General features: G+C 41.4%; 19 protein-coding genes and 2 pseudogenes. 19 read left to right on the top strand and 2 right to left on the bottom strand.

Annotation, left to right across the window (positions count from 1 at the left end; all coding sequences use genetic code 11):
* The first annotated feature begins 15 nt into the window (after positions 1-15).
* The 7 genes from RRU94_RS18975 (at position 16) to RRU94_RS18945 (ending at position 6,391) form a co-directional block, all read left to right on the top strand.
* Positions 16-1,194, top strand: a complete 1,179-nt coding sequence (locus RRU94_RS18975; protein WP_315692413.1) for a Gfo/Idh/MocA family protein — start codon at positions 16-18, stop codon at positions 1,192-1,194.
* Entirely contained in the window at positions 1,191-2,162 is a 972-nt protein-coding gene (locus RRU94_RS18970) for a sugar phosphate isomerase/epimerase family protein (RefSeq protein ID WP_315692412.1), read from the top strand. Before RRU94_RS18975 ends, RRU94_RS18970 begins: the two co-directional genes overlap by 4 nt.
* A 19-nt stretch (positions 2,163-2,181) precedes the next feature.
* Positions 2,182-3,216: a zinc-dependent alcohol dehydrogenase family protein gene (locus RRU94_RS18965; protein ID WP_315692411.1), complete on the top strand. Its 1,035-nt coding sequence runs from the start codon at positions 2,182-2,184 to the stop codon at positions 3,214-3,216.
* Between the two features lie 21 nt (positions 3,217-3,237).
* A complete protein-coding gene (locus RRU94_RS18960) occupies positions 3,238-4,077 on the top strand; it encodes a sugar phosphate isomerase/epimerase family protein (RefSeq protein ID WP_315692410.1) in 840 nt (279 codons plus the stop codon).
* 21 nt (positions 4,078-4,098) lie between these two features.
* Entirely contained in the window at positions 4,099-5,343 is a 1,245-nt protein-coding gene (locus RRU94_RS18955; protein ID WP_410492985.1) for a substrate-binding domain-containing protein, read from the top strand.
* Between the two features lie 340 nt (positions 5,344-5,683).
* Positions 5,684-5,911: a HAMP domain-containing protein gene (locus tag RRU94_RS18950; RefSeq protein ID WP_315692409.1), complete on the top strand. Its 228-nt coding sequence runs from the start codon at positions 5,684-5,686 to the stop codon at positions 5,909-5,911.
* Between the two features lie 96 nt (positions 5,912-6,007).
* Positions 6,008-6,391, top strand: a complete 384-nt coding sequence (locus RRU94_RS18945; RefSeq protein WP_315692408.1) for a methyl-accepting chemotaxis protein — start codon at positions 6,008-6,010, stop codon at positions 6,389-6,391.
* Positions 6,392-6,396: 5 nt separating this feature from the next.
* Here RRU94_RS18945 and RRU94_RS18940 read toward each other — a convergent pair whose 3' ends face one another.
* Positions 6,397-6,588, bottom strand: a complete 192-nt coding sequence (locus RRU94_RS18940) for a hypothetical protein (RefSeq protein WP_315692407.1) — start codon at positions 6,586-6,588, stop codon at positions 6,397-6,399.
* Between the two features lie 505 nt (positions 6,589-7,093).
* Between RRU94_RS18940 and RRU94_RS18935 the strand changes: the two genes are divergently transcribed.
* The 8 genes and pseudogenes from RRU94_RS18935 (at position 7,094) to RRU94_RS18900 (ending at position 13,256) form a co-directional block, all read left to right on the top strand.
* On the top strand, positions 7,094-8,440 hold the full coding sequence (locus tag RRU94_RS18935; RefSeq protein ID WP_315692406.1) for an MFS transporter: 1,347 nt from the start codon (positions 7,094-7,096) through the stop codon (positions 8,438-8,440).
* Between the two features lie 100 nt (positions 8,441-8,540).
* Positions 8,541-9,713, top strand: coding sequence for an iron-containing alcohol dehydrogenase (locus RRU94_RS18930; protein ID WP_315692404.1), 1,173 nt, complete (start codon positions 8,541-8,543; stop codon positions 9,711-9,713).
* Between the two features lie 87 nt (positions 9,714-9,800).
* Positions 9,801-10,298: pseudogene (locus RRU94_RS18925) on the top strand (aldehyde dehydrogenase family protein); the annotation flags it as partial.
* Between the two features lie 159 nt (positions 10,299-10,457).
* A complete protein-coding gene (locus RRU94_RS18920; RefSeq protein WP_315692403.1) occupies positions 10,458-10,772 on the top strand; it encodes an NIPSNAP family protein in 315 nt (104 codons plus the stop codon).
* A gap of 123 nt (positions 10,773-10,895) precedes the next feature.
* On the top strand, positions 10,896-11,939 hold the full coding sequence (locus RRU94_RS18915) for a TRAP transporter substrate-binding protein (RefSeq protein ID WP_315692401.1): 1,044 nt from the start codon (positions 10,896-10,898) through the stop codon (positions 11,937-11,939).
* A 40-nt stretch (positions 11,940-11,979) separates the two neighbouring features.
* Positions 11,980-12,478: pseudogene (locus tag RRU94_RS18910) on the top strand (IS3 family transposase); the annotation flags it as partial.
* On the top strand, positions 12,477-12,704 hold the full coding sequence (locus RRU94_RS18905) for an ArdC family protein (RefSeq protein WP_315692400.1): 228 nt from the start codon (positions 12,477-12,479) through the stop codon (positions 12,702-12,704). The pseudogene RRU94_RS18910 and the gene RRU94_RS18905, both read left to right, overlap by 2 nt.
* 87 nt (positions 12,705-12,791) lie before the next feature.
* Positions 12,792-13,256 carry a zincin-like metallopeptidase domain-containing protein gene (locus RRU94_RS18900; protein WP_315692398.1) on the top strand — a complete coding sequence of 155 codons (465 nt, stop codon included), beginning with the start codon at positions 12,792-12,794 and terminating at the stop codon, positions 13,254-13,256.
* 289 nt (positions 13,257-13,545) lie between these two features.
* Here the strand turns inward: RRU94_RS18900 and RRU94_RS18895 are convergent, their stop codons facing one another.
* Positions 13,546-14,205, bottom strand: a complete 660-nt coding sequence (locus RRU94_RS18895; protein ID WP_315692397.1) for a GntR family transcriptional regulator — start codon at positions 14,203-14,205, stop codon at positions 13,546-13,548.
* Between the two features lie 155 nt (positions 14,206-14,360).
* Between RRU94_RS18895 and RRU94_RS18890 the strand changes: the two genes are divergently transcribed.
* The 4 genes from RRU94_RS18890 to RRU94_RS18875 all read left to right on the top strand — a co-directional run bounded on the left by RRU94_RS18890 (position 14,361) and on the right by RRU94_RS18875 (position 19,573).
* Complete coding sequence (locus RRU94_RS18890) at positions 14,361-15,134, top strand: electron transfer flavoprotein subunit beta/FixA family protein (protein WP_315692396.1); 774 nt, start codon at positions 14,361-14,363, stop codon at positions 15,132-15,134.
* Positions 15,135-15,150: 16 nt separating this feature from the next.
* Positions 15,151-16,128 (top strand): electron transfer flavoprotein subunit alpha/FixB family protein, encoded by a 978-nt coding sequence (locus tag RRU94_RS18885; RefSeq protein ID WP_315692395.1) that lies wholly within the window; start codon positions 15,151-15,153, stop codon positions 16,126-16,128.
* Positions 16,129-16,163: 35 nt separating this feature from the next.
* Positions 16,164-18,254, top strand: coding sequence for a (Fe-S)-binding protein (locus tag RRU94_RS18880; RefSeq protein ID WP_315692394.1), 2,091 nt, complete (start codon positions 16,164-16,166; stop codon positions 18,252-18,254).
* A 149-nt stretch (positions 18,255-18,403) separates the two neighbouring features.
* Positions 18,404-19,573 (top strand): iron-containing alcohol dehydrogenase, encoded by a 1,170-nt coding sequence (locus RRU94_RS18875; protein ID WP_315692393.1) that lies wholly within the window; start codon positions 18,404-18,406, stop codon positions 19,571-19,573.
* Position 19,574 lies beyond the last annotated feature (1 nt).

Raw genomic sequence — 19,574 nt, 5'->3', positions numbered from 1 at the left:
GTAGGGGGGACACAAATGAAGAGAGTAAAAGTGGGCGTGATTGGCACCGGCTTTATTGGTCCCACTCATATTGAAGCGATTAGAAGACTTGGTTTTGTAGATGTTGTGGCACTTGCCGGGCATGGGCAGGAATCGGCAGAACGAAAAGCGGCTGAGCTTGGTATTCCAAAAGCGTATGGCGATTATAGAGATATGCTGGAGGACGAAGAGATTGAAGTGGTTCATAATTGCACCCCAAACCAGCTTCACTTTTCAATCAATAAAGAGATTATTCTAGCAGGAAAACATATTATTTCGGAAAAACCGCTGGCCATGTCCAGCGTGGAATCGGCGGAACTTCTTTCCCTTGCCAAAGAACACAGTGTTGTTCATGGTGTGAGCTTCAACTACCGCCAATTCCCAATTGTGAAGCAGCTGGCAATCATGATTAAGAAAGAAGAACTTGGCAGAATCAATTTAGTGCATGGGAGCTACTTGCAGGACTGGCTTTTGTATGAAACCGACTTCAATTGGCGTTTGGCTCCGGAGGTCGGCGGTAAATCACGTGCAGTCGCAGATATTGGCTCTCATTGGTGCGACACGGTTCAATATGTAACAGGCAAAAAAATTGTGGAAGTGTTTGCGGATTTAGCGACAGTCATTCCCGTCAGAAAAAAACCGTCTTCCACACAAGAAACATTTGGCGGTCAAGCTTTAACAGAAGCCGAATACGAAGATATCCCGATCGATACAGAAGATTATGCCTCAGTACTTATCCGTTTTGAGGATGGAACAAAAGGCGTTTTCACCGTCTCCCAGGTGAGCGCGGGCAGAAAAAACCGGTTAAGTTTTGAAGTGAATGGGAGCAAGCACTCCGCTCAATGGAATCAGGAAGAACCTGAGAAACTTTGGATTGGCCACCGTGACAAACCAAATGAGCTGCTGATGGCGGACCCATCGTTATTTGCCCCGGAAGCAAAAGCTTTCATTCATCATCCCGGAGGCCATAATGAAGGCTGGCCGGATGCCATGAAAAATATGATGATGAATTTTTACAGCTTTATCCGCGAAGGCAAAGATCCGAATCATGACGAAACACCGTTTGCTACATTTGAAGATGGCCACATCTCCATGTGCATTACCGATGCTATTCTGCAAAGTCATGAACAGCAAAAATGGATGAAAGTAGAGTCGATTAAGGAGGTTTCATTGTGAAGCTGGGTGTGTTTACCGTTTTATATCAACAGCTGCCTTTTGAGGGCATGCTGGATAAGCTGAAAGAAATGGGCGTGGAAGCAGTAGAGCTCGGAACTGGAAATTACCCTGGGAATAGTCACTGTGATCCAGATGAACTTTTAAGCAGCCCGGAGAAAATAAAGGCATTTAAAAAAGCCGTAGAAAGCCGAGGAATGACAATCAGCGGGTTGAGCTGCCATGGAAACCCGCTTCACCCGAACAAAAAATTCGCGGCAGAATCTCACGCCGTTTGGCAAAAAACCGTGAAGCTTGCAGAACGTCTGGAAATCCCGGTTGTAAACGGTTTTTCCGGCTGCCCAGGTGATCATGCAGAAGCTAAATTCCCAAACTGGGTGACGTGTTCCTGGCCGCCGGAGTATGCGGAAATGCTGGACTGGCAATGGACTGAAGTCGTCATTCCATACTGGAAAGAAGAAGTGAAATTTGCACAGTCACATGGGATTAATCAAATTGCACTCGAAATGCATCCCGGTTTTGTTGTGTATAATCCGGACACGCTGCTGAAGCTGAGAGAGCATGCAGGAGAAGCAATCGGTGCGAATTTTGATCCAAGCCATCTTCTCTGGCAGGGAATTAATCCGGTAGAAGCGGTGAAAAAGCTTGGAAAAGAAAATGCCATTTACCACTTCCATGCAAAAGATACGTATTTAGACCAAGCGAATATTGATGTAAATGGTGTTCTGGATACAAAACACTACAGCGACATTTTAAACCGTGCGTGGACTTTCCGTTCTGTTGGTTATGGGCAGAATGAAAAAATGTGGAAAGATATTATGAGTACTCTGCGGGCGGTTGGTTATGATTATGTTGTTTCAATTGAACACGAAGATATGCTTGCCTCCGTTGATGAAGGACTAGGCAAAGCGATTTCATTATTAAAAGATGTCATGTTTAAAGAGCCTGTCGGCGAGATGTGGTGGGCGTAACATAAGTGGAGGGATATTGATGACAATGCGAGCGGTTATATTTCCAGGTGAGAAAAAAGTAGAAATCCAGCAGGTTGATATTCCAACACCCGGCCTGGGTGAAGTACTTATTCAATTAAAAGCATCAGCCATCTGCCGAAGTGATATGAGCTTGTATTATGGAACATCGGTTTTTGGCGACGGCAATAAAAAAGCATCTATTATTCCGGGACATGAACCGGCTGGCATAATCACAGAAGTAGGAGATGGCGTTACAACTCATAAAGTGGGTGATCGCGTTGCTGTTTACCTAGCACTTGGGTGTGGTGAATGTGCACACTGTAAGAGCGGCTATAAAATGTTCTGTAAAGAATTTAAATGTATTGGCTTTGATGCCCACGGCGGAGACGCGGATTACATGGTGGCGCCGGCTGAAAACTGCATGAGACTCCCAGATGATATGAACTTTGTAACGGCAGCTGTCTCAACGGATGCTGTCGGCACATTGTACCATGCCCAAAAACGTTTAAACATTTCCGGAAGAGATACGCTCGTAATGTTCGGCCTCGGGCCGATGGGGAATGCCGGGGTTATGATTGCAAAAGGCCTTGGTGCAACCGTTATTGCGGTCGATATGCTGGATGAGCGATTAGAAATGGCAAAAGAATTAGGCGCGGATTATACGATTAACGGAAAAGACGCCAATGTATTAGAAGAAATTGCCCGCATTACAAACGGCCAAGGTGCAGACGCGGCCATTGACTGTTCAGGAAGTCCTTATGCAGAAAACGATGCGTTAAGCTGTGTTAGACCTCACGGGCGTGTAGCATTCATTGGTGAAAGCAAGGAAACAACGATTAAACCGAGTGAACAATTGATCCGCAAACAAATTACGGTAATGGGTTCGTGGTATTTCCCAATTCATGAATATGATGAAATTGCAGATTTTATCGTGAAAAAGAAATTGCCTGTTAAAAAGCTGGTTACACATATTTTTCCACTGACAGAAGCAGAAACCGCTTTCCGTTTATTTGATGAAAGAAAAACGGAAAAAGCCGTATTTGTTTGGGAATAAAATCAAAAGGGGCGAGAGAAGATGAAAGGTATTGCCTTTAATACGTGGCCTTACAGCGGTTTTCCAGCGTGGGTTCCTTCTTATCCGCTGGATGACGTGATTAACCGGCTGTCATCATTCGGCTATGATGCAATCGAGATCGGCTGTGCCAGTCCGCACGCCTGGCCTGACTATTTATCAAAAGAACGAAGACAAGAGATTTCAACGCTTTTAAAACAAAGAAATTTAAAAGTGGCAGCAATGCTTCCTGCACCTGGAGGAGGACCGGGAATGAACCCAAGCTCTCCGCTACGGGAAGAAAGAGAATTTACAATCAATCATTATAAAGAAGTGGTTCGCCTTGCTCATGAATGGGAATGCTCGACAGTTATGTGGATTGCCGGCTGGGTCGTTCACGGAACATCTCAGCAAGATGCATGGAACTACAGCCTTGAAGGTTTAGGGGATGTGGCAAACTATGCAAAAGAACTTGGCGTGACTATGGTCGTTGAACCAACGCCTGCTGACAGTAATTTAATTGAAACAGCAGATGATGCACTGATTCTAAGTGAGCAAACAGGTGCATCAAACGTGAAAGTGATGTTTGATACATTCCATGCTCTCTACCGAAATGAAGTGGCAAGCGACTATGTATACCGTATGGCAGATAAACTTCACCATGTTCATATTGCTGACAGCGACCGGCTGCCGCCTGGACAGGGCAGATGTGATTTTCCGGCGGTATTAAAGGCTCTAAAAGATATTAATTACGATGGATACTTATCAATGGAAGTTGGTTTCCATACACGCCAAGCTGAGCCCGACTGGTACGCAAGAACGTCTATTGAATATTTGAAAGCAGAATTAAAAAAGCTTGATTAATTCTTTTTAAATGGAAGAGTGATGCCACAGACGACCGTGGCTGCTCTTTCGAATGAAAAAGAAAGCGGTTATACCTTTGGAGATGGAGGGATTAATATGAAAAAATCGTTTTTATTGTTTATAACAGTGCTCTTAGGTGCTTTTCTTGCTCTTGCAGGATGTGGAAACCAAAACGCAAGTTCTGATAAGGGCCAAACAGAACAAAAAGCAGCTGAGCTTCCAGATTCAGGCGCTTTAACGATTAGTGAAGACATTCCAAGTGGCACGAAGATTTTAAGTAAAGGTCCGAATGGGGAAGGAGCGATTTCTGCAAAAACATTGAATTTATCAGAGGAAGAGATCGCTAAAGTAAAAGAAGGAAAATATAAAGCCGCCATCGTTATGCATTATGCCGGCAATGACTGGTCTAAAGCACAAATCGATGGACTCAAAGCCGCTTTTAAACGGATGGGAATCGAAGTCATTGCGGTAACAGATGGACAATTCAAAGCAGAAAAGCAAGTGTCTGATATTGAAACAGTACTAGCAAAAGATCCAGATATTATCGTAAGTATTCCGGTAGATCCTGTTTCAACAGCCGATGCGTACAAAAAAGCAGCAGCAGCAGGTGTAAAATTAGTTTTCATGGATAACGCACCACAAGGGTTAGTAGCAGGGAAAGATTATGTTAGCGTTGTTTCTGCTGATAACTATGGCAACGGTGTAGAGGCAGCAGAAATTATGGCTGACCAGCTTGAAGAAAAAGGGAAAATCGGCGTGATTTATCATGATGCAGATTTCTTTGTTACACGCCAGCGCACGGAAGCATTTGAAAAAACAATTAAAGAAAAATATCCAAACATTGAAATCGTTGCACGCAGCGGTATTACAGATCCAAATACAGGTGAAAAAATCGCATCTGCTATGTTGACAAAAAATAATGATTTAGATGGGATCTTCGCGGTATGGGATGTACCGGCTGAAGGAGTGCTTTCCGCTGCCCGTACAGCAGGAAAAGACGACCTTGTTATCACAACGATTGATCTTGGGACAAACGTTGCTCTCGATATTGCACAAGGCGGAATTGTAAAAGGGCTTGGTGCACAGCTTCCATATGACCAAGGGATTGCTGAAGCGATTTTATCAGGGTACTCCTTGCTTGGAAAAGAAGCACCGCCATATGTTGCAGTACCTTCATTAAATGTAACGAAGGAAAACATTTTGGAATCTTGGAAAATGGTTTACCACACAGATGCACCAGATGTTATTCAACAAGCAGCGCAATAAAGTTTAAAACAAATCAGGACCGACCCGAAGTCCATTCTCATTGCCTTTGGGTCCGGTCCTTTGCTTTTCTTAAATTAATAGTTTTTACAATTCAGCGACTACACTATATGGATGGTGAAAACATGCCGAAGAAGAAAATACACTGGCCACGCAAGAAAAAAGAAGGAAAGACACGAACAAATAAAGGAATTCCTTTATTTAAAAATAACCGCATCAGCCAAAAATAAGGTTCAGTTCTTGCAATCGTTATTTTATTATTTATTGCTGCAACCGCTATTTAGAAAATGACTATTCAGCTTCTGTTCAAGAGGCAAAAGAAGCGGCAAGACAATCCCTTGTTTTGCTAATTCTATCTGTAATCATTGCGTTCCTCGTGAGCATCATTTTCTCTAAATGGATCGGCCGTGTTGTTGAATTGAATTTGAAAAAAGTTATACATGTCAGCACAAGTATTACCCAGGGCAAATTAAATATTGAATCGATCGATTACGATGGCAAGGATAATGTTGGACAGCTTGCAGAATCCGTAAACAAAATGGCTGATAATTTACGATCAATTGTTTCTTAACTTCTTACTGTTTCACAGCAAGTTGGTACACAAAGCGGCACATTATATTCAATGGTTGTTGAAGTAAAAGACGGCAGCTAGCAAATTGCTAGCTCAATGGATGAATTGGCTCTAGGAACAGAACAGCAGGCAGATGCTGCATCTTCTATCAGTGAACTCATTGAATCCCTAAATCAACAAATTGCAGATACCCATAAAAGCGGCATACAGCTTTCCGAAACATCAAACAGGGTGCTTCATGTTTCAGAGGAAGGCCGAATACAAATGGAACAAACCGCCGGACAGATGCAGCATATTACCTCCCTCTTTTCAGAGTCTGTTGAAAAAGTACAAGGACTTGAAAAAAGGACCCTTGAAATCTCCCATTTGGCAAATGTGATTCAGGACATATCAGCTCAAACAAACTTGCTGGCTTTAAATGCGGCCATCAAAGCAGCGCGTGCGGGGGAGCATGGCCGGGGTTTTGCGGTTGCTGCGTGACATGATCAATCACTCCCTAATGGGTTTTTGATTTGCCTTGCCTTAACAGTATGAATCGTTTCTGCTCTTCTCACGCTGAAATGGCTAGTTAATTCCATTTCAGTTGGCAGCTTAGATCCGGACGAGAACTTCCCGATTTCAATCATGTTTAATAGCTCACGAGAGATGATTTGAAAAACCTTTTCTTTTTGGGACATGTCTATTTACCACCTTTCATACTCCATATATTTCTTTTAGGAAAGAATAAAAAGCGAAAAATTTGTATTATAAATAATTTATATGTATTACAACTTTTAATTTCGATCTAAAATCCCTTTATTTTTTTAAAAAAATCACGTTTACAATCGCTTTCAAAGTGCTTATAATAAAATTAGATACATAATTATATAACTAATGAAATATTTGTAATACAAATTTGTATTACAAGTACGAGCTACAAAAGCAGTCAGTAAAGAAAGAGTTTTTTTGTTAATGAATACAAGTTCCTTACACAAATGTATATCTCACCATTAAATGGAAAATGATTTTAGAACCTCACTCTTGAAAACCCTTACAAATTGTTTGGTTTTATCCTCAGCTCATCGAAGAAATATACTTTTAATACTTCTCAATGAGTAAATAAATTAGGATTTTGATTTCAAAGGCAGTAAGACAAAGTGATTCATGATGTAATTTGGTTATTTATAAAAAGGAGGAAGTAATATGAGCAATGCAACAACACCTTTGGAAAAGCAAGTCACAAAAAAAGTGACAAGGCGAATTGTACCCTTTCTTATTTTGCTTTATGTAATCGCATTCATTGACAGAGCGAATTTAGGTTATGCCGCTTTGGACATGAATGAAGCACTGTCACTGACAAGCCAAATGTTTGGCATCGCATCAGGTATTTTCTTTATTAGTTATTTCATGCTCGAAGTACCGAGTAATGTCATGCTGGAGAAATTTGGGGCAAGAAAATGGATTGCCCGTATTCTGGTTACCTGGGGCATTGTTGTTGCTCTAACAGGATTTGTTCAAAGTGCTGCACAGCTGTATATTTTGCGTTTTTTGCTTGGTGGGCTGGAGGCCGGGTTTTTCCCAGGTATTATTTTGTATTTGACTTACTGGTTCAGAGCGAAAGAACGGGCAAAAACCATTGCGATGTTTATGACCGCCATTGCGGTTTCTTATATTATCGGAGCCCCGCTATCTACATGGATTATGGATAATATCCATTGGGCAGGAATGGATGGATGGCGCTGGATGTTCATTCTTGAAGGAATACCAGCAGTTATTTTAGGGGTTTTTACGTTGTTTTATTTAACAGACCGGCCAGAACAAGCAAAGTGGCTGACAAGTGAAGAGAAAAATTGGTTAACAACGGAATTGAAAAAAGAAAAAGAAGAAAATGCGAAGGCAGAGCCAGGTTTAAAGCAACATAGCCATAAGCAAACGTTAACAAATCCTCGCGTATGGTATTTGGCTTTAATTTACTTTACATTTAACATCGGCTTGTATGGAATTGGCTTCTGGCTGCCGCAGATCCTGAAGTCACTGTCAGATGTATTAACGAACACGCAAGTTGGATTATTGACGACGATTCCATATATCGCAGGGGCGATTGCCATGAATATCTGGTCCCGTCGTTCGGACCGTTCTGGAGAAAGACGGATTCATGCAGCCATTCCGTTAATTGTTGGTTCTGTGGGGTTGTTTGCATCAGGCATGACATCTAACCCGCTTATTTCAATTGCGATGATGGCAGTAGCCGTTTCAGGCATGTACAGTTTTTATGGCCCATTCTGGTCTTTGGCCACACAGTTCCTTAGCACATCTGCTGCTGCTGTAGGGATTGCCGCGATCAACTCGATCGGAAATCTAAGCGGGTTTGCAGGGCCTTATGCTATCGGGGCGATATATGAAACTACAGGAAGTGTAAGCCTGGCATTATTCTTCTTAAGCGGAGCTCTTTTACTAGCAAGTGTTTTTCTGTTTGCTATGAGAAAAAATCAATTAAATCAGCCAGTTGGACAGCCTGCTGAATTGGCTGGCGAATCAGTTGCAAAATAATACATCTTTTTATTCGGAAAGAAAGTAAAATTACAGCCCGTCGTTTTGGGAGAATGATGCTTTTGAAGAATTCATCCGGCGGGGAAAGGAGTTTTAATCAATGTCTGCTAAGTCTTTTGCTTATTATATGCCGACACGTATTGAGAGCGGGAGTGGTATATCAAAAAAAACGGGAGAATTCATCAGAGAACTAGGGATTTCCAATGTATTGATTGTAACAGATAAAGGCGTACGGACAGCTAACCTTTTAGAGGAAGTTGAAAAGTCACTTCTGGATGCAAATGTGCAGTATGAAATTTATGATGAGATTGAACCTAATCCATCTGCTGAAACGATAGAAAACGGTACTGAATTTTTGCAGCAGCATAAAAGTGAGGCTGTACTCGCTGTTGGTGGTGGAAGCAGTATTGATACGGCTAAAGGAATCGCCGTTATGGCTGTTAACCCGGGCAACATCATTGATTATGAAGGTGTGGGGAAAATTCAGAATCCGCCGCTGCCAATTATCGCGATCCCTACAACAGCAGGAACTGGAAGTGAAGTAACCCCATCAACCGTTGTAACAAATAGGGAAACGTCCTTTAAATTAGCTGTGATTAGTCCAAACTTATATCCGCGTCTTGCTATACTGGATCCGATTCTTACACTGAATCTGCCTCAAGGAATTACAGCGGCTACAGGGATGGATGCCTTAACACATGCCATCGAATCTTATACCTCCAAGACGGCAAATCCGATCAGCCAGGCGTTTGCGATACAGGCGGTTAAAATGATTGGGGAAAATTTAACGAAAACGTATTTTGTCGGAACAGATTTAGAGAGCAGGGAGAACATGCTGGTTGCGTCCATGCTTGCTGGAGCAGCTTTTGCCCAATCCCGATTAGGGAATGTTCATGCCATTTCGCACACATTTGGAGGAGTATTTAACGTTCCTCATGGAATTGCGAATGCAGCCTTACTGCCGTTTGTAATGAGATACAATTTGCCGGCATGCGCTGAACAGTATAAAGATATTGCGGCCGCCCTAGGAGCAGATGTTATTGGATTAACAGCTGTACAGGCTGCTGAAAAAGCGATCGAGGAAGTCATTCAAATGAATCAGTCGATGAACATCCCTCTTAATATTCAGGAGCTAGGTGTTTCATTAGATGCTTTGCCGAAGTTGGTAGAAGACTCAATGCGTAGTGGAAATGTACTCGTAAATCCTAGATTGACAAGAGCAGAAGATATTCAGTCTATTATTGAGAACGCGTACAACGGCACTTTACACTAATTTTACCAGTAGAAAAACGATTTTATTGTTTTTAGAACTTACATAAATCAAGGAGGGGTTTAAGATGAGTATCGAAATAGTTTAGATCCAAGTGTTCAAGTAGGTCCCCTGGTCAGTTCGGACCGTTTAGCGAAAGTAGAAGAGTACATAAACGATGTTGTATCGAAAGGAGCACATATTTTGTGTGGGGGGCAGCACATAGGAGGAGAGCTGTCAGATGGGTTGTTTTATGAACCAACAATCTTAGGGAATGTCAGCTCAAATATGCTAATTACAACAGAGGAAACATTTGGACCGGTTGCTCCTATCATTCCGTTTGATACCGAAGAAGAAGTCATCCAATTGGCAAACAGTACAGAATACGGTCTCGCGTCGTATTTTTATACACAAAATATCAGCCGATCAGTCCGGATTGCTGAAGCGTTAGAGTTTGGTATTATCGGCATGAATGATGTCGTTCCAGCGGTTGCCCAAGCGCCATTTGGCGGAATAAAAGAAAGCGGCATGGGACGTGAAGGTGGACATCAAGGATTAGATGAATATTTAGCAGAAAAATGCATTTCAATGGGTATTGAAGCGAAATAAAGGTGGAAACAGACAAAAGCAGTGAAAAAGAAACACAAGAATAATGAACAACAGAGTGTTCCGTAGCCTTTTTATTAATCGCTATAGAATGCTTTGATAAAAATACTCAAAAAACAATGTTGAAAAAACGAGAAAATATTAATGGTAAGGAGAATGAAAATGATTTATGAGATGAGGACTTATTCTATTAAAATTGGCAAGACACAGGAATATATTCAGCTTTTTGAAGAAAAAGGCCTTCCGATTATTTCGAAGTACGCTAAACTAGTCGGCTATTGGTATACGGAAATTGGTGAACTGAACCAGGTTATTCATGTATGGGAATATGAAAGCATGGATACACGGGCAGAAAAACGAAAAGCGCTTTACAGTGACCAGGAATGGTTGGAAAACTTTATTCCGAAAGGTCTGCCATTGCTTGAAAAGCAGGAATCTAAAATTTTATATGCTGCAAATTTTTCCCCAATTAAATAGAAAATACCAATCATTGATTTTGAAGCTGTTTTCCGTATTAAATGATAAGTCAGGAAGTTTTGTTTAGTTGAAATTGATATATTGCTATATCCGTCTTTCATTATAAACAAGGGGGTATTCTATATGAAAAAACCTATGGTTAAAGTATTAGCCCTTCCTTTATCAGTATTCGTTTTGCTCGGGGGATGCAGCAGTGGAAGCGAGAATGCGGGAAACACTTCGAACGGCTCTAACAGTTCTGGTAAGCCGGTTACACTTAAAATCACAAACTTTTATGCGGATGACCATGTCGTGAATAAAGCGATAATAGAGAAATTTATTCCCGTGGTTGAAGAAAATTCAAATGGGACCATACAGGTAGACCATTTCCCGAACAGCACTCTTGGCGGGGAAGAAGCAATGTACGATGGGACTCGAAATGGAACCATTGAGATGGCTGTATTAAGTCAAATTATGGAGCCGGATGTTCCGAAGATAGGTATCTTCTCGATGCCTTTCTTGTTTAAGGATTATGCAAATGCAAAAGCTGTGCTGGACAGTGAAATCGGTGAAGACATTAAAACGGAATTTGAAGTGAATACGGGATTGAAACATCTTGGTTATGGAATTAACGGATTCCGAGTTTTCTCTAGTAATCGTCCGGTTGAAAAGATTGGAGATTTTGAAGGGTTAAAACTAAGAATGCCAAATGTACCGATGATGATCGCATTGGGTCAATCTTTAGGAGCGAATATTTCTCCAATGCCACTTCCTGAAATTTTCCCTGCTCTTGAACAAAAAGTAATCGATGGACAGGATAATCCGTATGCGGCATTGCGCTCTAATGCATGGTATGAAGTGCAAACAAATGTACTAGAATCACGTCATCTGTTTTTGCCGAACAATTATGTTGCAAGTAATAAATTTTGGAGCAGCCTAAATCCAGAGCAGCAGAAAGTGGTTGCAGAAGCTGTACAGGCTACGGTAGAACGCGAGTGGGAGTTAACTGAAAGCGGCGAAGCAGAAGACAAAAAATTTCTTAAAGAAAAAGGATTAACGATTACAGTGCCGGACGAAAAATTTATGAATGATATGATCGAGGCTACTGAGGGAGTATATACGGAATTTTATAAAGAGAATCCTTGGGCTGAAGAAATTGTAAATGAGATTAAAGCACAGCAGAAATAAATAAGAACGCCGCACATTCACGCCCGAGTTCAAAAAGCAAATGGTGCAGCTGTACCGGAATGGAAAAACGAAACGAGCTATTATTGATGAGTATGAGCTGACTCGGTCATCTCTTGACCGGTGGATTCACCAGGATGAAACGTCCGGTTCTTTTAAAGAGAAAGACAATCGTTCTTCTGAACAGCAGGAGCTTTTAGAACTTCGCAAGGAACTAAAGCAACTGCGGATGGAAAACGATATTTTAAAGCAAGCCGCGCTGATCATGGGACGAAAGTAAATGTCATCAAGCGAAACAAAGACAAATACTCAGTATCAGCAATGTGCAGCGTCCTGCAAATCTCGCGTAGTACGTACTATATGAGGCCAAAGAACGTCGGTCAGAAGATAACGTAACAGGCACTATCATAGAGATTTTCGAACAAAACCGAAATGCCTACGGCACCCGCAAGATCAAAGTCGAACTGCATAAACGTGGATTCACTGTTTCCAGGCGATGCATTGGCCGCATTATGAAGGAACAAGGGCTTGTTTCTTCATATGGAGAAAGGGACGATCCCGTGGCGGCGCCCTTGGAATAACGGAACACCGGTTAACGGGGTCAATCAAAAACCGTACCGCGGTATTAATTCCCTTCTTTTGGAGCCAGGTGAGTACAGCACGTTTAAGCAGATCAGGGAAGCTGGCGGCAAAGTCCATAAAGGTGAAAAAGGCCATATCGTGGTGTTCTGGAAGTGGATAGAGAGCGAAAATGAAGAAACCGGGTAAAAGGAACAGATCCCGTTTCTTCGCTACTACAAAGTCTTTAATGTGATCAAGCAGGCAGAGGGTCTCCAAAGCAAGCGGGAGACGGAAATGTTTGACCATAATCCAATTGAATCCGCTCAAGAGATTGTGGAGGGATATGTCGACTCACCCATTATCCGCCACCAGTCCGGGCGTGCTGTGTATTTTCACAAATTGGATCGTGTTAGCGTGCCTCCGCTGGAAGATTACCGGGAAGGAGAAGTGTATTATTCAGTCCAGTTTCATGAATTGGTACACAGCACGGGCCATAACAGCCGCCTTGCCCGCAAAGGAATTATAGAGAGTGGCGTGTCGTTTGGGGATGCAACCTATTCTAAAGAAGAGCTGGTTGCGGAAATTGGCGCGGCTATGCTGTGCGGCCTGGCCAGGATTGAGAATGCGACGATTGAAAACAGTGCCAGCTATATACAATCCTGGCTGCGGGTACTCAAGGAAGATTCTAAGCTGATCGTCTATGCGGCGGCGCAGGCCCAAAAAGCGGCTGATCATGTCTCTATGTCAGAACCGGAATAAAAAAGCTTTTTATAAAAACGCTCGTTAAACTCCTTGTACTTGGGAAGAGGATTTAATTTGGTTGTATGGATCAGCCTTTCTACTGCTTTGGTTGGAAATGAATTGTAAATAGAAAAGAGGATTAGTATGAGTGATTATAAGTAAGAACCGGCAATAGGAGTGGCAATCAATGTAATAAAAAAATATATAGAAGAATAGGGAGAATAAAGATTTTAGCGCCTAACCCCCCCACTAAATCAAAGATTTTGATGGAGTTAGGCGCTAATTTTTTGATCAATTTTTGAATCCATTAGTTGAATGTTTCTTCATTTTTAATTTTTTCCCATACAAATTTCATATGAACTTTAAAAGCATCTATACATTTTTCAACATCTCGTTCATATAAAGCATTCAGTATCGGTTCATGAAGCTTAACAACCTCATTTAATTCTTCAAAATAAATTTGATTACTAAAGTACCATATTCTGTTAGAAACTGCACTTAAGTCTTCCCAAACTTTGAACATAAATTCATGATCGGCAAGCTTATAGATATATGTGTGGAAAGCAATATCTGTATTATTTAACTCTTCTAAATCATTCTCTTTTCCTGCTTGAAGCATGTTTTGATAAATCTCATTAAGTTCCGCCAGATCTTCTTCTGTAATGTTTTGTATAGCCCGTTCAATTGCTAGAGGTTCTACGGCTTCACGGAAACTGTAGATTTCTTCTATATTCTTTTTGGAAAAGTTTGAAACGAAGGTTCCTTTATGAGGGTAATGAACAACAAATCCCTCTTTTTTCAATCTTGAGAGTGCTTCTCTTATCGGTGCTTGGCTTACATTGTACGTTTTGGCCATTTCTAATTCTAAAAGCCGATCTCCAGGCTTTAATTCGCCCTTAATAATTGCATCTTTTAGGAGATCGCAAACTTGATCCGAGAGAGAATAATTTTTAACAACTTTCGACATAAAAACGCCCCTTTAGTCTTATATATTATCGATAATATTAATTCTAACGTAAAAAAAACAAATAAGCAAACTTCAAAAAATATTTTGACAATTCAAAGGATTATTGTTATCTTTTATATATTATCGATAATATATATTGAAAGGGAGGTATTAGCATGAATATTTACGTTATTATGAAAAGGACTTTTGATACCGAGGAAAAACTTGTTATTGAAAACGGTAACATTGAAGAGTCAGGTGCAGAATTTATCATTAATCCTTATGATGAATACGCGATTGAGGAAGCCATTCAGTTGAAAGACAAACATGATGGTGAAGTGACTGTCATTTCTGTTGGCGTTGAAGACGCAGAAAAAGAGCTGAGAACCGCTTTAGCAATGGGTGCAGATAAAGCAGTTCTTGTGAATACGGAAGATGATTTGGAAGATGGCGATGAATTTACAACAGCTAAGATCTTGGCCCATTTTTTTAAGGAAAATGATTTTGATATTATTCTCGGCGGGAACGTTGCGATTGACGGAGGGTCTGGTCAAGTAGGACCGCGCCTGGCTGAGCTGCTTGACATTCCGTATGTTACGACAATCACCAAACTTACTATTAATGGTGAAACAGCAACAGTAGAACGTGATGTTGAAGGTGACAGTGAAATTCTTGAAGTTAATCTTCCAGTGCTTGTAACAGCTCAACAAGGATTAAATGAACCTCGTTATCCTTCCCTGCCGGGTATCATGAAAGCAAAGAAAAAGCCGTTTGAAGAGTTGGAGATTGGCGATCTGGATCTTGATGAAGATGATGTTGAGGCTAAAACAAAAGTCATTGATATTTATCTGCCTCCTAAAAAAGAGGCAGGCAGGGTGCTTGAAGGTGAATTAGAAGACCAGGTAACGCAACTAGTGAACTTGCTGCAAAAAGAAGCGAAAGTCATTTAATAAAGGGGAGATAACAATGACACGTAAAATATTAGTAATCGGAGAAGTTCGTGACGGATCCTTGCGCAAGGTATCTTTGGAAGCGCTTGCGGCTAGCCGGACAATCGCTGAAGGCGGAGAAATTATTGGTGTTCTTTGCGGGGAGAGCGTGAGTCATTTAGCTGGTGAAATGATTACATACGGCGCAGACCGTGTCATCACTGTAGAAAATGAGCAGCTAAAAAATTACACAACTGATGGCTTTGCTCAGGCTGCCATGGCGGCTATAAACCAAGAAAAGCCGGATGGAATTATAATGGGTCATACCGCGCGAGGAAAAGATCTCTCGCCGCGCCTTGCTACTAAGCTTGGTTCAGGTCTCATTTCTGATGCTGTCGATGTAGCTATTGAAGGTGGAAACATTGTTTTTACACGCCCGATTTATTCTGGCAAAGCCTTTGAAAAGAAAATGATTACGGACGGGCTTTTATTTGCAACAATCCGTCCGAATAATATTTCGGCACTGGAGGAAGACAAATCCCGGTCCGGTGATATTCAATCATTAAGTCCAGAAATCAAAGATTTGCGCACTGTGATTAAAGAAATCGTTCGTAAAACATCTGAAGGGGTAGATCTTTCTGAAGCGCAGGTGATTGTAGCAGGAGGCCGCGGCGTGAAGAGTGCGGAAGGTTTTAAAGTACTTGAAGAACTCGCCGAGCTATTTGGCGGAGCGGTCGGCGCTTCACGCGGCGCATGCGATGCTGATTACTGTGACTATTCACTTCAAATTGGTCAAACAGGGAAAGTTGTAACACCAGATCTTTATATTGCATGTGGGATTTCTGGAGCAATCCAGCATTTAGCTGGCATGTCGAATTCGAAAGTGACAGTCGCCATTAATAAAGATCCTGAAGCACCGATTTTTGGAGTGGCAGATTACGGCATTGTAGGCGATTTATTTGAGGTTGTTCCATTGTTAATAAAAGAGCTTAAAAAAGAACTTATTAACGTTTAAATAATCAAAACGTTAAGTTAAGGGGAATTACGCCAATGAATACCTTATTAACAATTAATCTTATAGCGTTTCTTATTGTTGTCGGTTATGCGGTCTATTTATTTACCTATTTACTCAAAACACGTTATCAATTTATTAAATTGGGCAAGAAAGTCGAATTTGATAATCAGCTAAAAGAACGATGGGATAAAGTAAAAGTAAACGTCTTTGGCCAGAAAAAGCTTATGAAAGATAAAAAAAGCGGGACTATTCATGTGATGTTCTTTTACGGCTTTCTTCTCGTTCAATTAGGTGCAATTGATTTTATTATAAAAGGTCTGGTCCCGGGGGCGCATCTGCCGCTGGGCCCGCTCTATCCGGTTTTCACTCTTTTCCAGGAGATTGTTACACTCGTGATTTTAGTAGCTGTTGTCTGGGCCTTCCACCGCCGCTACATTGAAAAACTTGTCCGTTTGAAAAGAGGATTTAAATCAGGACTTGTCCTCCTTTTTATCGGCGGATTAATGATATCTGTTTTATTTGGAAATGGGATGTCGCTTATCTGGCATCAGCATGAACTATCTGTGTTTGAGCCTGTTGCCTCTTCGGTTGCATTTATATTGAGCGGGGTAGGAGAGACCATGGCAATTGGTTTATTTTATGCAGCATGGTGGGTTCATTTATTTTTCTTGCTCGCCTTCCTCGTGTATGTTCCGCAGTCAAAACATGCACATTTAATTGCAGGACCGGCAAACGTATTTTTCAGCCGGCTTTCTTCACCAGGAAAGTTAGAAAAAATTAACTTTGAAGATGAGACTCAGGAAACGTTTGGTGTTGGAAAGGTGGAAAATTTCACACAGAACCAGTTAATTGATTTGTATGCATGTGTGGAATGCGGACGCTGCACGAATATGTGTCCGGCTACTGGCACTGGCAAGATGCTGTCCCCAATGGATTTAATCGTTAAACTGCGCGATCATCTAACGTTTTCAGGTGCAGCTATCACATCACAACAGCCATGGGTTCCCGCATTCGCGTTTTCCAATACGCAAGGCAATAAAATTGGAAAAGGGATCGATCCATATAGCCCTTCAATGATCGGCGATGTGATAACAGAAGAAGAAATTTGGGCATGTACGACATGCCGAAACTGTGAAGATCAATGTCCGGTTATGAATGAGCACGTAGATAAAATTATCGACATGCGCCGCTACCTCGTGCTAACAGAAGGGAAAATGAACGCTGAAGCCCAGCGTGCCATGATGAACATTGAGCGTCAGGGAAATCCGTGGGGCTTGAACCGGAAAGATAAAGAAAAATGGCGCGAGCTGCGTGATGATGTGTATATCCCGACCATGAAAGAAGCACAAAAAGCGGGAGAAGAACCGGAATTTTTATTCTGGGTCGGCTCGATGGGTGCGTTTGACAGCAGAAGCCAGAAAATTGCATTGTCATTCGCAAAACTGATGAATGAAGCAGGTGTGTCTTTTGCGATTCTCGGCAATAAAGAAAAAAACTCAGGCGATACACCACGCCGTCTTGGCAATGAATTTTTATTCCAGGAACTAGCCGCAGCAAACATTGCAGAATTTGAGAAAAATGATGTAAAAAAAATTGTTACCATCGATCCTCATGCCTATAACATTTTTAAAAACGAATATCCAGATTTTGGATTTAAGGCGGAAGTATACCATCATTCAGAGCTGCTTGACCAGCTCCTCAAAGAGGGGCGTTTAAAGCCGCAATATGAAGTGAACGAAGCCATTACATTCCACGATTCCTGCTATCTTGGCCGTTACAATGAAGTCTATGATCCTCCGAGAGAAATTTTAAAGTCAATTCCAGGGGTGAAACTTGTGGAAATGGATCGGCGGCGTGAAACAGGGATGTGCTGCGGTGCAGGCGGCGGTTTAATGTGGGTGGAAGAAACCGCAGGAAGTCGTATTAATGTTGCAAGAACGGAGCAAGCCCTGGCAGTTAGTCCAAGCGTCATCGGTTCTGGATGCCCGTATTGCTTAACAATGTTAAGTGATGGAACAAAGGCAAAGGAAGTAGAAGAAACCATTAAAACAATGGATGTGGCGGAGATTTTAGAAAGATCCATTATTTACCGTGAATCAAAACGACAAAATGAGATTTTAGTTTAAAAAGATTGAATTTAAAAATTATTTTGACAGGTTAGTGAAAAGTTGATATCTTTTGGTTATATATTATCGATAATATAGTATTGATTAAATAATATCAATTTTGAAAACGGTTACTTTTACCATTAAACTTATTTATCGGGAGGTTATTTATGAACTTACTAACAGATTCATTTGAATTTGGGCTGCATACACAGATTTACTTCGGGGTAGGGCGTCTCCAGGAATTATCGGACATTATTAAGAAAAATGATTATAAAAAAGTCCTTATTTGTACAGATAAAGGCCTTGCAACTTCGGGAGCGCTTAAGCGATTGGAAACAATCTTAGAAAGTGGAGAAATTAAATATGAGGTGTTTGATGAAGTAGAACCTGATCCAACATTAAGAGTCGTAAAAAAAGTAGAAAAAATCTTTCATGATTCACAATGTGAAGCGATTATTGGTTTTGGCGGAGGTAGTTCAATTGATACAGCAAAAGGCGTTTCGATCGCTGTTGCAAATCCTGGTGATTTAAGTCAATTTGAAGGGAAAAACCAGGTTCCCAATAAAGGACCAGATATTATCGCGATCCCGACGACAGCAGGAACGGGATCAGAAGTCACACACGCAACCGTATTAAAAGATGAAGAGAGAAAATATAAAATGGGTATTCTTAGCCAGCATCTGCACCCGAAGGCAGCGATTCTAGATCCCGAGTTGCTGACAACTTTGCCAAGAGGGCTTGCAGCTATTACAGGTATGGACGCTCTAAGCCATGCGATTGAGTCGTACACATCCAATCAGGCACAGCCTATCACAGAAGCATTGGGCTTACATGCAATTGACCTAATCGGTAAATGGCTTCGCCCTTTTGTAGCAGATCGTACCAATGTTGAAGCGGCGTCTCACATGATGATGGCAAGTACGATCGCTGGTGCTGCTTTTATTTGGGGAAGGGTCGCAGCGGTTCATGCATTGTCCCATCCATTAGGCGGCCGGTATAAAGTTGCCCATGGTTTAGCAAATTCCATTCTTTTGCCAGTAGTCATGGAGTACAATTTGAGTACTAATTTTGGAAAGTTTAAACGAATTGCAGATCAGCTTGGAGAAAACACGCATGGTTTAAGTGAGCGGGATGCAGCAGAAAAGTCAGTCAAAGCCGTTGAAGACTTAGTAAAAGATTTAGATATTCCGAAGACATTGACAGCTATCAATGTTGAATTGTCAGATGAAGAAATTCAAGTTGTAGCTCAAGAAGCGTTTGATAGCGGAATGACAAGTGCCAATCCCAAAAATACGACAGTCCAAGACTTGATTACAATGCTTAATACTATTAAATAAG

This window comes from Domibacillus sp. DTU_2020_1001157_1_SI_ALB_TIR_016 (assembly GCF_032341995.1).
Lineage (GTDB): Bacteria > Bacillota > Bacilli > Bacillales > Domibacillaceae > Domibacillus > Domibacillus indicus_A.
This window is presented reverse-complemented; position numbering and strand designations above follow the sequence as displayed.